The organism is Paraburkholderia fungorum (assembly GCF_046027215.1).
Taxonomy (GTDB): domain Bacteria; phylum Pseudomonadota; class Gammaproteobacteria; order Burkholderiales; family Burkholderiaceae; genus Paraburkholderia; species Paraburkholderia fungorum_D.
Window position 1 is genome coordinate 1408189 of record NZ_JAQQEN010000002.1, and the last position, 14206, is coordinate 1422394.

Consider the following 14206-nt stretch of genomic DNA (forward strand, 5'->3'; position numbering starts at 1 on the left):
TATCTCGCTCGATCCGGCGATCGGTGCCGAGTGCTCGTTCCTTGAATGGGCGCCGAGGGGCGACTCATCTACGGCATGCAACTGAAACAGGTATGTGAAGAGGTGTCCGGAGGTACAGGGACAAATCCACCATGACACTCATCGCCACCTTCCTCGCCGCGCATCTAACGGCTATCATCCCGTGGCTCGTCGGCATAGCGGGAGTACTCTCCGATGTATTCCGCCATCAGCAGGCCAAGACGGCGACCGACAAGGCCGCTGGGACCGTAGCGAAGGCTCAGGCCTCGGTGGCCTTAGCTAATGCTGCAGCGGCGCTCGCCGGCTACGCGCATGATTGCCCGCCGCTGCCCCCGTCACACGCCATCGAAATGACGTGCTCATGGCTGACGCAGATGACGGCCTCGATCGCGGGCACACCCGAAATCAGGCGCGAGATCATCAGCGACGCGATCGCGCACCATAGAGAATTGCCCAAAGGAGACGAAATGAGTGCGTTACTCAACTGGTTCGCCGCAGTGCGCTGGCGCATGTCGCTATCGCATTGCCTGGAAGGACTACTGATTCAGATCCCGCTCGGACTGTTGTTCGACTTTCGAATCGGCGCGCTCAGCGTAGTCGTCTGGTATTGGTCGCGCAAGAAGCTCGAGATGGAGCTCGAAACCTTGCAACCCGAGGAGTCGCTCGCTTTTGCCTCACACGCCTATACTTGGGCGATCGGCTGGTTTCCGTGGCAATGGGACGTCTACAAGATGTTGGACGTCGCGCTGCCGACGGTTTCATCGAGCCTCATTGCACTCGCCGCGCTCGCTTATCGTGGGCCGCTTTCACCCTGTTGATGGCCCTCGCGGCATTTAGGAGCGTTCACGCAGCCGCTAATCGGTCCGCAAAGGCGCGCCGCGCGTGGGCCACACAGCCGAAGCGCATCGCGCCATGCGGCGGAAGCTTACCGGAACTGGACACGCGCCACAGCGGCACGTGCTTCAGCGCTTCACGCACGGAACGTAGCGCATTCGCACCGATTCGAGTTCCGCAGGCAGACGCAGCGAGCGCGGCTTGCGACGAGGCAAATCGACGAAACCAAGCCGCCGATACAACGCCGCCGCGCGCGTGTTGCTCACGAGCACGTCGAGCACGATTTCGCGTTCGTGCGTTTCGAGACCACGTTGACGCGCGACGTCGCCGCGCAACGCGTGGTCGAATAGCGCGCTGAAAAAACCCGTGCCGCGTGCGTCTTCGCGCGTGGCGCAATGCGCGATGAGCGTCTGCGTGCGCTTCGGCTTCGGCAACTCGGTTTCGAGCGTGAGACCGCGCAACAGCATCGGCACCGTGCGCGCGATGCCAAAGTAGCAGAGCAACGTCCAAGCGATATGTGGATCGTCGACGAGAAGGCGGCGGCCATCGTGCGCCGCGAGCACAGCAACGACCTCACCGCGCGCATCGACGGCAACTTCATGCCGACGCCACGAAAAACGCCCGCCCGAAAGCGCGAACGCGTGCTCGAGAAACGCAATGCATTGCGCCGCAGGAACGCCGAGAAAGAACTCGAACTCGTGCTCGCCCGATGCGAACACGAGCGGCGCGCAAGCGACCGCGTCGCTTGCGCGCGCGGGACGGATCGTGAGATTCGTTGACATATGCGATTTCCTTGTCTACGCGCGCCGATGCGCGCGTCGGTCCCGCCACGACCAATACAACACCATGCTGAAGCCGACACACACGGTGACATTCAGCGGAATCAAAAAGTAATTCCCGCGTCGCAACGCCACGCAAACCGCCGCCGCCGAATAGAGAAACGTGAAAATCTCACCGGCAAGCAATACGGAATTGATACGCGGCACAATCGCGCGATAGCCGTGCTTGCCCTTCGGCGTGCGATGAAAATCGTCGTACACGCCGAATAGCACGCCCACTCCGCCGGCGAAGTAATACCAGGCCATCGGCAAAAACATCGCGATATAGCGGTAGGTATCCCACAGGTCTTTCAAAACGTTCGGCTTGCCGTCGAATCGCGCGCCCCGGCGCGCGCCGAATGCGTTTTCCAGCCCCCAGAGCGCGACGAGACCGAAGAACGCGAGCGCGCCCCAGCGCATGCCCGCGCCTTCGAAATGCACAAGGTAAGTGAGCGGCAAGCTCAGCAATATCAGTACATAAATCGATGCAAGCAGCACCGACGAAAACATCACGGACATCGCGTGCATGCGTTTTATCAGCGGCATGCGTTGCGAGAGCATCTGCTTGAAATGCTTGAAACCGCTGTGAATGAGCCCGCGTCCCCAGCGCTCGCGCTGAATACGATAGGCGCTGATAGTTTCCGGCAGCACCGACATCGACACCACGTCACGCAAATAAGCGTATTTCCATTCACCGAATTGCGCGCGGTAGCCGAGATCGACGTCTTCGGTCACCGTCGACGCATTCCATCCGCCCAGCGCATCTACACACACTTTGCGCCAGACGCACGAGCTGCCGCTGAGCGACGCCATGTCGCCGTCTTCGCTTAACCCGACCGTCACATATTGCTGATGGCCCATCTCCATCGCCTGGAAACGCGTGAGAAAGGACACGTCACGATTCTCGTAACCGATGCCCGTTTGCAGAAAACCGAGCTTTGGGTCATTGAAACACGGAATCGTTTTGAGCAGAAAGTCGGCGGGCGGCACGAAATCGGCGTCGAAGATCGCGAAGAATTCGCCGCGCGATTGCTGAATGCCGTTGACCAGATTGCCCGCTTTATAGCCCTTGCGATTGGGGCGCTTGACGAGACGAATATCAACGCCCAGTGCCGCGTGCTGCGCCACGCGCACGCGCGCGAGTTCCGTGGTGCCATCCGACGAATCGTCGAGTACCAGAATTTCGAGCAATTCGCCCGGATAACGCAGACGGCACGCCGCATCGATCAGCCGCTCCACCACTTCCGATTCGTTGAAGATCGGGAGCAGCACGCTCACCGACGGCCACCGGGCCGTTTCAGTTTCAGCGTCGGCCGTCGAATGCGCGAGTTCGGTCAATTTGCGCCGCTCAACCTTTCGCGAAATCAGGAAGACCCGCAGTTCGAGCAGAACGTACAACGCGAAATAGACGACGACGGCAAGAAATATCGCCTGGCAAAACCAGGAAAGCAACACAAGCATCGTGATCAGTTCCTCAAAGCTTCACGACGGCGCAGATTTCCTCTAACCGATGTGCCCAGGTGTGATGCTCCTGCACGTATTTCGCGCCGGCTTCGGCGCGATCGAGATCTTCCTGCGAAGGGCCGTGACGCAGACGTCCAAACAGATCGCGCGTCTCCTCATAGGTATTCACGACGTGGCAGAAATCGCGGAAATGACGGTCGACGGCGCGGCTCGGGTTCGTCACCGCAATGCCGCCGCACGCGATGATTTCGAGCAGACGGCGCGAGAACATCGTTTGCGAGCTCGTGACCGAATTCACGTTGATCGACGCCGCGTGCGATTTGTAGACGTTCGCTGTTTCGCGATGCGCGACCTTACCGTGCAGCCGCATCTGGCTCGTCTTCGGAAAGCGGAACTCGAGATGGCGCGACAGCCGGTCGTGATTGCGGTCGAACACATTGAGCGGCATGGCGTTGTGCTCGCAGATCTCGAACACCATGTCGAGAAAACGGCGCCGCTCGTTGAGGATGCGGCGGTAGTAGCTGCCCGTGAAACAGGCTTCGTTGCGCGTGAAATTGAAACCCGTGAAGCTGTGAAAAGCTGGTTGAAATGGCATGATCAGCGTATTCACGGGCACGTGCGCAGGTACCTGTTGACGGTAGCGTTCCAGGCACTCTTCATCGGTCGTGAAGACGTAATCGAACGCCTTTGCCACGTCGATGAACGTGTCGAAGAAAGGTCCGTCGTCCTTGTTCCAGAACACCGTGGGAACGCCCGCTTTTCTCGCGAAATCGACCAGCCGGAAAATCGCCGTGGGTTTTGTGAGGCGCAGCATTTTCGGCTGCTTCGCCAGTTCGTAGCGCCAGCTGCCGTCCACGCCGTGAAAAGCCGACTCGACCAGCACGAGATCCGGCTTCCAATGGCTGATCACATTCCGGTAATTGCCGGGCGTCATTATGCGAACACGGCACTCCGCGGACAGACAATCAGCGGTGAAATAGTCCGTCACCAGCGCGATTTTCAGTCGGCCGAAGCGCCCCGTGCGCTCGATATCCTCGGGGACCTTTGGGTAATCGTAGACGATTGAACCCAGTTTTCTAATAATCCTGCCGACCATTCCCCTTACCCCGCACTTTTCGGTAGTGCCTTGATGACAAAGTCGCGCCACGATCGCTGCGTGGTCGCGTATTCTTTTGCCCGTTCGCCCAGCGCGGCAAGTGCCGCGCGATCACTCATTGCCGTCTCAATCACGCGCGCAAGATCGGTCGCATCGCCGGCATTGAAAAACCAGCCTGCGGGACGCCCACCCATTTCGTCGCGAAACACGGGCAGATCCGGCACGATGACCGGCTTGCCCATTGCCATCGCTTCGACGAGTTTGATCGGTGGCACGATTTCGCAGACCTTGAAAGGCTTGCGCGGAATACAGACCAGCGCACAGCGGCTCAACGTTTCTTGCGCCTTTTGCGGCGCCATGCGACCCAGAAAGCGGATCTGTTCCGACAAGCCGAGCCTCTGCACCTGCGATTCGAGCGACAACCGCGCTTCACCATCACCGATGAGGCTCACCGAAATCCTCGCGCCGCGTGCGCGCAGTTGCGCCACGGCATCGATCAGCGTGTCGAGTCCCTCATAGACCATCAACGAGCCCGCATAGCCGATTGTGTCGTTCTCAATTTCATGCGACGCTAGCGAGACGAAGCGCTCAGGGTCGACGCAGTTGGGCAGCAGGAACATGCGCTCTTTGTCGATGCCCCAGCGCGCACGCGCGAAACGCCCCAACTGCTCTGAAATGACGAACACGCGATCTGCGTGGCGCGCGACGAGCCCTTCGAGTTCGAGGCCTTGCCTGAAGCCTTGGCGTCCCTCGTAGTGCGGCGTGCGCGAAATACGCGTGAGTTCCCACAGCCCGCGCATTTCATACTGGAACGGAATGCCCAATTGCCGCGCGGCCAACAATGCCGGCAAAGCGTTGACATGGTTCGACGCTGCGTGAATGACCGACACGCGATACTGTTTTGCCCAGCGGGCGACCACACGCGCTGCCTGCATGGCGTACAGCAACACTGGCCGATTGTTGGCCGGCCCCTCCGCGTGCAGATAACGCACGTCGCCAACCTGCGTTTCCCCGCTTACTGCGTCGTGCAGGCGATCGAATCGATCGAATGGGTAACCCGGCCGGGTCAATGCATGCACCCGCCCGCCGGCCGATGTCATCGCGCGAATGACTTCGTGCGTGCGCGTCGTGTAGCCGCTCGCGTGATACGGCAACGCGCTCGCCGCGACGTACAACAGGCCTCCGTGGCCATTGTCCAATGTCGCGACAGATGCATGCTGGTTCACCTTGCGCTCAAGCGTGCGGACCGTCAGCCATCGACTCAAACCCAAATACGGCTCGGTGACAAGCGTCAGCAGAGATTCGAATGTGCCGCTCATGCCCGCGCGGCCCCCTGCGGCTTGAGCTCCGCGCCCGCGAGGTTGACTGTTTGCGACATCTTGATCTTGCCCCGTGCGTGCAGATCGAGAAATTCGGCTGTCGTGATCACGTCGTAGTCTTTAGTCAGGCGACGCAGCAGCTTGCGATAACCCTCGACGCGCTGATCGTCGCGATAAGTCGCGTGACCCTTTTCGTCCCAATACAGCAGGGACCAGGAATGCAGCAGGAAAATCGAAAACGTCGGGCTGCCGCTGAACGCATCGAGCAGCAATTTTCCCCACCACGGACGGAAGCGGAAATACGGCGACTCCGGATACGTGAGACGCGCCCACCATTCCTCCTTACCGACTTTGGGCAGGACTCTCTTTTCCGTCATCGGCACTTCGAGTACACCGTTGGACCAGGCGTACGGAAGATTGGTCGGCTCACTGAATATAGCCTGTTTCGCGTGCAGGGCGCACATCGAATTGTTGAACGACACGGGCACGCCAACGGATGCGAGCGCGCGAATCGTCGAAGCATTCCAGCGGAACGAACCGGCGCGATGTCCAAGTATGGGCTTGCCGGTTTCTGCGGAAATCAGGCCACCGAAATGCCTGATGACGAATTCGGCACGCGCGTCGTCGACATATCGATTCATGTACTGCGGCCGGCGAGGTAGTCGATGCTCAGCCCAGAACGAATCGGGCAAGTACTCGGGATGCGTGTGCAATTGAACGTCCTGCCCCACGGAATCGAGCCAACGCACGACCTCGCGCGTTTCGTCGAGATACGACCACGCACCGCATTGATCGACGAAGAATATGTGTTTGACGCCGAACTCATTGCCGATTTCTGCCATTTCACGGATTCCGGCCGTTCCGCGCTCGTGCACGCCCCACATCAGCCGTTTGACGTGATCGTGCGGCGCGCGCTTGGGCAGCGCCTCCGTATCCACCGTTAACATGGCATAGCGATTCTTTTCCATTATTCTCAACTTAATTTCAGCAATGCATTCCACTCCGGCTCGCTGGCCAGTCCCGCGCTCAACGGCATGATGCATGCATCGCGATAACGCCACGCAAGGTACGCCTGCTTTCGCTGTTGCAGGGACGGCCCCTCTCCGCTTAAATTCGGGAGATATTCCACTAGCCAACCTAGCCGGGAATAAAAGGCGAAATCGGAAATGTCGGTCACCAGGACCGGCGCCAAATGACTGACGCCTTGCAGCCTCGGCGAAAAGCCCTCGCACGCAATGCGCACGTGATGACGATCTGCACCGAGCGCCCAGATCATCACAGTCCTTACATCAGCCGAAACAGGCCTGTGCTTGAGGGTAGACAGCCACGGATATGGCGTGACCTGCGGTGACATCACGCCCGCCGAAGCCAGTAGACGCCGAAAAGCCCGCCACCCCTGCTCTTTCGGCGACAGCGGCTGCTTTTCAGCGAGCAGATCGTAGCGCATGAGCAATGCCCATTCGGGTTGGGCCGCGAGCGAATTCAACTGACGTCGCAGCACTTTGGCTTCGGTTATCACGCTCACTGCACGTGCTCCTTGCTTGCCGCCAAAGCCAGTATCGCTTCCGCCGCGAGCGAGGCGCCATTCATGGGAATCGAAGCACGCATACCACGCGGTGCGTCAAGCATGCCGAGTAGTTCACCAACCGCCATCTCACGTTCCTCATTTGTTTCACACGCGGAAACGACGGCCGGCACGACGTCAGCGACCATGTGTGCGCGGCGAACCTGATCGTCGGCGAGTCCGGCATTCGGCACGAGCAGCGCCGGAATTCCTGCCTGCACCAGCTCGCAACACGTGTTGTAGCCTGCTGCGCCCACGAAAGCATCGAAGGCGCGCAGATAGCGCGCCAATGGATACACGGTGAGAGGTATGACTCCGGCCGGCAATTCAACGTCACGTACCGAAATGGGGGGACGCACCCACACAACCTTGAAACCCGCCGCTTCGAAGATTCGGATTAAGCCGTGCCCGATTTCGGCAACATCCTTGAGGTTACCTGGGCCGAGCGCCAACAACACGAAGCGGCCGTTCTGCGCGAGACCTAGTGCCTCGCGTGCCGCGGCGCGGTCGAGCGGTTCTTCGTCTTCGAGCACGCAGACAGGCGGTACGAGCAAACGCGTTCCGCCACCTTCGAGCACAGTTTCGCTTTCGCTTGCGCCCAGTTCGCCGGGCTGAACGACGAGATCGAATACAGACTCGTCCACCGGCACCGCCTTGGCATCCGCTTTCAACAGACCGCGGTTGGACCACACGAGCGCAGGCGACCCGTACGCTTCGCACGCCGCAAGAAAACCCTGAAATGGCCAGGTGCCGTCGAACACGATCACGTCGGGGCGTACGCGCTCGAGCACCATGCCGAAGCGCACTGCCAGCTCGCTATTCCATGCGAACGTCGAACTCGTCGACCAATAAGGCGAAACGAAATAATCCGCCTCGAAACCCATCTCTTCGATGAGTTCGATCGCAGAAGCCAATGAGAAGAAAAACAGTCGAGCACGACCGCGCAAGCGCCGTGCATATGAAAGACAACGATTCAAATGACCCATGCCCGAGCCATTCACGTTGAAGAACAAAATGCTCGGAAGCTGCGGATCGATCCAATCCTTGTGGACTTGTTTCGGATCGTTCATGCGTCACCGCCGAACAGATCAGGCACGAGCACATATTGACCGCTACGTCCGCCAGATCGGTTGTCATGCGATATTTTGTGCAGCAAACCCACGGGCCCGCGAGTTCGATCAACTGGGGAAATTACGGTAATCATTGAGCCGGCTCCGACAATTCGCGTCGCGCAGGCCCGTTGAAGCGAAACCCAAGATTCGTTAGAACACGCCGGTAACCCTTGTCCATGTTCGCATCCGACGCTTCTCGGCCACCAGGAGCACTCGAACGCAACGACTTTTCGAGTGGATGCTGAGTGATCGTGAGCGCAAGCCCTCCGCGCATCAAGCCATCAGCGTTGCACACCGATGAGAGCGCAATTGGCTTCAACGCCGTCACTGCCGCCGGTTGCAAATCGGGCGCATAGCTGAACGTTGCTGAGCCACCGCCGTCAAGGTTAATCGCGTCGGAAACACCGCATGCGCGCATCAAGCTCGCCAGCCCTTTGAGAGACAGCCCCTTCGAATCGGTCTGGCGTCCTTCGATCATCACCACGATGAGCCGTCCCGTTTCCTTCTGGACGCCCACGGCCATCCGTGGTGCAAGATCCAGCGTTGGGTTTTCGCGGTCACCATCAACGAGCAACTCCCGGTGCACCACGCTTCCATCTTTATCGCGAACCCAATCGCCTGATACGATGACATTGAAGCGGTCAGCATCGAAATTGTCAGCGTAGGAGATTTCAGATGCACCGTTCGTCGTCAGTCCCAGTATGGCGGGCGCATGACCGCTCAACTTCGGCAAACTGCGCTGAAAGCTATTCGCCTTATACGGATATGGCGGCAACTGACAATCCGGCACATCGTGTGCGGGCATCCAGAAGAATCCCGCGTTGATTGCGAGAAGCATGCGATGCTTCATCTGCCAGGCTACGGTCGATTCGCGATGAAGCGGCGCAACTCGACTACATTGGGTCCCATCCGGTTCGGTCGCCGCTGGCACCAGGTCGCGCGCTAATTCGACGATGGCGATGTACCCCTTTACCGGTGCAGGCGAGCCGCCCGTGTCATAGGTACCTTCTAGGGTGCCTATGCCGAGACCGCCTGCAACTGACACTGCCGGCAGCAATGCGCAGGATGCCGCTACAACCCATCTTTTACTTGGCATAACCGCGAATATCTCCATATCAATAACGCCAATCCCAAACCCTACTCGGGGCGTCGGCCAACGACATCACCGCCAATAACGAGCGGTCTTTCTGTGAATTTCTAACTCAAGACACCAAGACAACGATCGTTAGTAAGCGTCCCGACCAGCGAACGCCAAATAGATATCCAAGGACCCTCGCCACGTCGCACCAGAACTTCGATGAGATCACCGAACTCTGCATCGAGGAAGTGCCGACCCGCAATGCCGGCAGATATCTTCGCGACTTTAAGGCGATGAGCGTTCATCTCAAACAGTGCAGACCTTCATGCGGAGACTATGCGTGGCCATCGGCATCGACAAACGTCATATCGATACGCGGAAAATCAGAGGGCAAGTTGTCCTCGTCGCCAGTGATCGAAACAGAAATGGGCTCAGCCCCGCGTCGGACGCTCTTCCCAGGTAAAGCGTCGCCAGCTTTTAGCGCCGACGCCCCCTCGGCGCTGGCAAACGCCATCCGCGACATATGCCGTACGGCGAGATCAAGGTCATCGTTCCCAAGAGCCGTGAACGCAGACGCCTCGACTTCTCGCCACAGGCGTTCGCGCGCACGGGCTTTGTCGCCTGACCACCACAACGCAACCGAGAGCATTCGTGAAGCGTGACGTCGCTCCTGCACCGACGAAGCGATTTTCTCCAATTCCCCTGAAGTAGCGGCGGCGAGCGGCCAGTCTTCCCGTGCGATCGCAAGCTCCGCCAATGCACCGAGGGCGGAGGTATTGCCAGGCACTTTTGCCAGCAGAGCCGAAAAGATATTTTGAGCTTCGTCGAGTCGTCCAAGTGCGCGCAGCTTTTCAGCGAACCTGACCAGGTCCCCAATATGTGCCACCAGCTCGTCGGACGAACTCAACGAGATAACCGTGCGCCACGCGTCGAGCGCTTCATCCCAGCGCGACGCCGCGAACGCGACGAGTGCGCACGCACGGGCTAACGGCAAGTCGTTCGTCCGCTGCGCAATTACAGTCGAAGCGAGCGCATGCAGGCCCTGAAGCTTACCAAGTGCTTGTCGCGCGATGATGACACCACGCGCAACCCGGCCGAGGCGTGCTCCGCATCGCGTCGCGTGGACCTTTGCGAACAGGGCCCCCGCGCCAGCATAGTTTCCAACGGCAAGCGCGAGCTCGGCTGCTTCGAGGTGCACGAACACGTCGTTCGAATGATTAAGTTGAACGATGCTCAGAAGTTGTGCCGCAGCGGCTGTCTCGCCGAGCGCGCGATGCATTGCACAGAGCGTCAGCGCGACATCGAGTTCAGGTGCCGTGTCGCCCGTCGCCGTGTCGTCGAGCGACGCGACGAACAGTGAAGACGTCTCGCGCGCCTCCGTCCAGCGAGCCGCAGACCAGCTCTCCTGAATATTGACGAGTGCGTCGAATGCAGCTGCGTACGTTTCGTCAACCTCATTCGAGCGAAGCGCACGCATCCACATGCCGCGCGCCATCATCAGGTCGTTCTGCTGTTCACAAACCACTGCAAGCGTCGCGTTCGCACGCCCTGCGCATTGCGCGTCGACATTGGCGTGCGGCGAACTCAGTACTGCCAGAGCGAAGTGCTTTGCAAGGCCCAGGTCGCCCATCTCGAGAGCAACGCGGCTGACTTCCGCAAATGCCGGCAAGACGACGCCATTCTCTTCAGAAACGCCAAGGAGTCGCGCTGCAACCGCCATCGCGTCAGACTCGCGCTGCGCATGCATCAGTGCTCGAATAAACTCGTTCTGAGCATGCAAACGCAATTCGCCCTCGTCGTCCATACCGTCGCGAAGACGGCCCACAACGGACTCCCATCGCGCAGCGGCATCGTCCCAATCGGCGCGCATCGATGCGACTTCCGCCAATTCAAACGCCACGACTACATCGTTCTGGACGTCCTGGCTTTTGTTTTCGAGTACACGTTGTGCCGCATCGACATCGCCAAGCGCGCGATATGCCTGCGAGCCGCGCCGAGCGGCCTGCGCGCGCTGGCCCGCTGTGATTGCGTCCATCGCCAGGATGCGCTCCGCGCGTTCGCCTGCAGCCTGCCACTTGCCCACGGCGACTGCCTGTTCAAGTGCTTCCAGGGCGTCCTCCACAGGCATCGGCGACGCGACCGCTGGCTTGTCGAGCCCAACGATGGCCTCGAACGTACGCTCGCAGTTGCGGCCGTCGCGCAATGGAAGAAATGCTTCTGTTCGAGCGAAATAGTCCGGCGCCATAACACTGCCCCGCTCGAAGATAGCGCGGACCTCCGCCACTACGTCCTCGTATTGGTCGAAGACAGGACCGAGACCATCGGTCTCATAGTCGAAGTATCCCTTCTTCCAGCTATGGCTACCTGCGAACACCTCCGTCCGGTCGAATTGAAAGTAAATCAGGGGCCGTCGCATATACGCAAATTCGAAGGCCACCGAGGAGTAATCCGTGATCAGCACGGCTGCCGACCTGAAGATATCCTGAATGCTTCCGCTTGCATGGGACCGCAACTCGACATTCTCTGGCAACTGGAACAGGTGACCGTACACCTGCATGTTCGCATGCGGATAAAACACGATCTTGCAACCGTGCTCGCGCGCCAAAGCCGAGAGAGCCTCGCTCTGAAGAAGAGCGCTCCATTGCTTGAAATAGTCGCTCGATGCAAACTCCGGGTTGATTTCGCGCTCAAACGTTGCCCGCTTCGATGCTCCCGTGAGCGATTTACGCCACGTCGGCATAACGAGGATGATTTTTTCCGCCGGCGCCTGCGACAGGAGCCTGTCATGTCGAGGCAAGCCGGTCATGTGCACTTCCCGAGCCGAAAATTTATATCGGCTCGACGACCCGATGATTGAATCGCGCTCACGAGGAGCGGTCGTGATGAAAAGATCTAACTCTTTATTGTTTAACCAGTCAGCGATGTCTTTCTCCAATACACCGTGCTGCAAAAAGGTTAACCGATAATTCAACCGACCGCCAAAGATGGACTTTTTCACGGGTGCAAACAAGTACTCGTCGACGTGCGATGAGATAAAGTTCTTTGCATTCAGCATGAGCAGTTTATGGCGAACCCCACCGAATGGAATTAGCCTAAATCCATCTCGACTGAGACGCTTCCAGTCGTGTGACGAGCGCCTCAGAATAAAATACGCATTCACATCCGGTTGCGACCTCTGAAGATACCTGTACAGATGCTCGGCGTTATCATCAGCCTGAACATCTCGATCCATGAGCGCCCATGCCCCACAGTATTTCTCTTGTACCCTCCGGGTCGCCGCGAGTCGGGCGATGGTATTGTTCCACAGGCTTGCGGTGCGGGGAAGGCTCCGGGACGTCGATCTGAAGTGCGAGCTGATCTCCGCCATGGCGATAGACGGATACTGCTTTTTATTAAAGGTTATCTTGACGTTTTTACATTCAAGCTCGACCGATAGCGTCGCATACTGCTGAAGCGACAGCCACACAATCCGCTCCCGTACAAAGGGCGCATCTGCGAAAGTATGAATGCGGCTCGTCGCGAAAACGGGCTTTATCTCAACGCCGTCAAACTTGAAAGACTCGAAACCAGCGCCCTTCGAGAAATAGCGAAGCTTGACCAGCTTCCTCGGCAAATCGGCCGATTCGACATAAACAATCTGGTAATTCGGCTCTTGTCCTTTGAACGTGCACATCAAACCGATCTTGTACATGAACCAGATGCCGGCCAAGTCGAACGAGTTAATAGTGCTAAACTCGATATGGGCAAAAATCTGGTGCAGGAGACCAACAAAACGCGCCTTGGTTTCGTCGCCAAGAAAGGTCAGGCGATTGTCATTATTGACGAGGCGTTTGAAATACCACATCAAATGATAAAGAGCCACACGCTGCACGAATACCGGCACGCTACCCGTGCGCTCCAACCAGCCATGCATGAGCGCGAGAACTCCGTGCTCAAGTACGTCGATGTAGAGGCCTTCTTTTTCCCATGCCGTATCAAGCGACGAGGTGCCATTGGAACGCTTCCGATAGAAATATTTGGCCGGCGAGCAGAAGACGGAACTCCGATCCACGACATGCATCAGATAACTATTGACGAAATGCGCGTCCTCGAAATTCGGCTTGATGCGCTCATCGAATCGCATACCGTGACGTTCGATGACATATGCGTCGAAAAAAGCTGTAGGCGCCGACAGCTGAATATGTGACGTAGGTTTAGCAAAGTCAACCGTCTGCGTACCCTTTGCAAAGCGGTATTTCAACGGGTGAGTGTCCGAGAAACGCTTGCCCTGTTCGAAGTAAAAAATGAAATTGCACGACACCATGGCAGGCGCAGCTTTGGCCGCTGCCAGCACCTCGTCGACTTCTTCGAAATAGTTCTGCGAGACGAAATCATCCGGATCGGTGAACGTGACCCAGCGACCGGTTATGTGCTGCAAACCGACATTCCGCGCCGATGCCTGTCCGCCGTTTTCCTTGTGGATATACTTTATGTTGTTCGGATACTTACGCTGCCACTTTTTAATGATGCGTGCGGAGTCATCCGTTGAGCCGTCATCGACCATGACAATCTCAATGCGGCTTCGAAAATCGAGCGATTGCCCGACCAAGCTTTTGAAGAAATCATTTAAATATGGACTGACGTTGTACACGGCGCTCACCACCGAGTACCGCCATGAGTTCTTCAACAATTCGGTTGGAGCGGCCGCTTTGGGCTTCCCCCGAAGTGCAGCGATTTGTCCCTTCCTGTTTTTAATAAAATTAAAAACAAATTTTCCCGAAATGATGCGCAGATTTTGAAATTTATTTACGAATTTTGTCATCTTTTACTCTAAATACGGTCAAAACAGCAACATCCATCAATCGGTAAAGCACGCACGGATATCGACTCTCGCAGCTTTCGAACGCTCGCCTTCCAAAACGCC

General features: G+C 58.0%; 10 protein-coding genes. 1 reads left to right on the plus strand and 9 read right to left on the minus strand.

All coding sequences use genetic code 11. The annotated features are described in order from the left end of the window. The first annotated feature begins 131 nt into the window (after positions 1 to 131). On the plus strand, positions 132 to 836 hold the full coding sequence (locus PQR27_RS26930; protein WP_408526655.1) for a hypothetical protein: 705 nt from the start codon (positions 132 to 134) through the stop codon (positions 834 to 836). 144 nt (positions 837 to 980) lie between these two features. Here the strand turns inward: PQR27_RS26930 and PQR27_RS26935 are convergent, their stop codons facing one another. From PQR27_RS26935 to PQR27_RS26975, 9 genes are all read right to left on the minus strand, one after another. Next, positions 981 to 1634: a GNAT family N-acetyltransferase gene (locus PQR27_RS26935; RefSeq protein ID WP_408526656.1), complete on the minus strand. Its 654-nt coding sequence runs from the start codon at positions 1632 to 1634 to the stop codon at positions 981 to 983. A gap of 15 nt (positions 1635 to 1649) precedes the next feature. After that, positions 1650 to 3131, minus strand: coding sequence for a glycosyltransferase (locus PQR27_RS26940; RefSeq protein WP_408526657.1), 1482 nt, complete (start codon positions 3129 to 3131; stop codon positions 1650 to 1652). 13 nt (positions 3132 to 3144) lie between these two features. Then, on the minus strand, positions 3145 to 4230 hold the full coding sequence (locus PQR27_RS26945) for a CgeB family protein (protein WP_408526658.1): 1086 nt from the start codon (positions 4228 to 4230) through the stop codon (positions 3145 to 3147). A gap of 5 nt (positions 4231 to 4235) precedes the next feature. Further along, positions 4236 to 5549 (minus strand): glycosyltransferase family 4 protein, encoded by a 1314-nt coding sequence (locus tag PQR27_RS26950; protein ID WP_408526659.1) that lies wholly within the window; start codon positions 5547 to 5549, stop codon positions 4236 to 4238. Further along, positions 5546 to 6517: a polysaccharide deacetylase family protein gene (locus PQR27_RS26955; protein ID WP_408526660.1), complete on the minus strand. Its 972-nt coding sequence runs from the start codon at positions 6515 to 6517 to the stop codon at positions 5546 to 5548. The genes PQR27_RS26950 and PQR27_RS26955 overlap by 4 nt, the downstream gene beginning before the upstream one ends. Before the next feature lie 5 nt (positions 6518 to 6522). Continuing rightward, positions 6523 to 7074 carry a hypothetical protein gene (locus PQR27_RS26960; protein ID WP_408526661.1) on the minus strand — a complete coding sequence of 184 codons (552 nt, stop codon included), beginning with the start codon at positions 7072 to 7074 and terminating at the stop codon, positions 6523 to 6525. Continuing rightward, positions 7071 to 8183 (minus strand): glycosyltransferase, encoded by a 1113-nt coding sequence (locus tag PQR27_RS26965; RefSeq protein WP_408526662.1) that lies wholly within the window; start codon positions 8181 to 8183, stop codon positions 7071 to 7073. The genes PQR27_RS26960 and PQR27_RS26965 overlap by 4 nt, the downstream gene beginning before the upstream one ends. A gap of 130 nt (positions 8184 to 8313) precedes the next feature. Then, positions 8314 to 9339, minus strand: coding sequence for a phosphodiester glycosidase family protein (locus tag PQR27_RS26970; protein WP_408526663.1), 1026 nt, complete (start codon positions 9337 to 9339; stop codon positions 8314 to 8316). Between the two features lie 298 nt (positions 9340 to 9637). Continuing rightward, positions 9638 to 14104, minus strand: coding sequence for a CDP-glycerol glycerophosphotransferase family protein (locus PQR27_RS26975; protein ID WP_408526664.1), 4467 nt, complete (start codon positions 14102 to 14104; stop codon positions 9638 to 9640). Positions 14105 to 14206 lie beyond the last annotated feature (102 nt).